Genomic DNA, 290 nt, shown 5'->3' with positions numbered 1-290 from the left:
TCGCCGCCTATCTCGGCATGCCGATCACCTCACGCGACGGGTACGCCCTCGGCGCCCTCTGCGGCATCGATACCGTGCCGCGCGACTGGACCGACCAGGAGGCAGAAGCGCTGCACGACCTGGCGCAGTTGGCTACGGACGAGGTGGCGCTGCGCGAGTTCGAGCGCGACCTCGACGCCCGCGTCGAGGAGGAAGTCGCTCGACGGTGGGGGGACATGGCCGAGCAAACGAGGACGCGGCGGTTGGAGGCGCTCGGGCGGCTCGCGGGCGGCGTGGCGCACGACATCAAC

General features: G+C 71.4%; 1 pseudogene. It reads left to right on the top strand.

The features are described 5' to 3' along the window. Positions 1-17 precede the first annotated feature (17 nt). Positions 18-290: pseudogene (locus Q7A36_RS41310) on the top strand (hypothetical protein); the annotation flags it as partial.

It is taken from the genome of Paracraurococcus lichenis (genome assembly GCF_030657435.1).
Lineage (GTDB): Bacteria > Pseudomonadota > Alphaproteobacteria > Acetobacterales > Acetobacteraceae > Paracraurococcus > Paracraurococcus lichenis.
The sequence above is the reverse complement of the archived record's forward strand: the minus strand, read 5'-3'. Positions and strand labels throughout refer to the sequence as shown.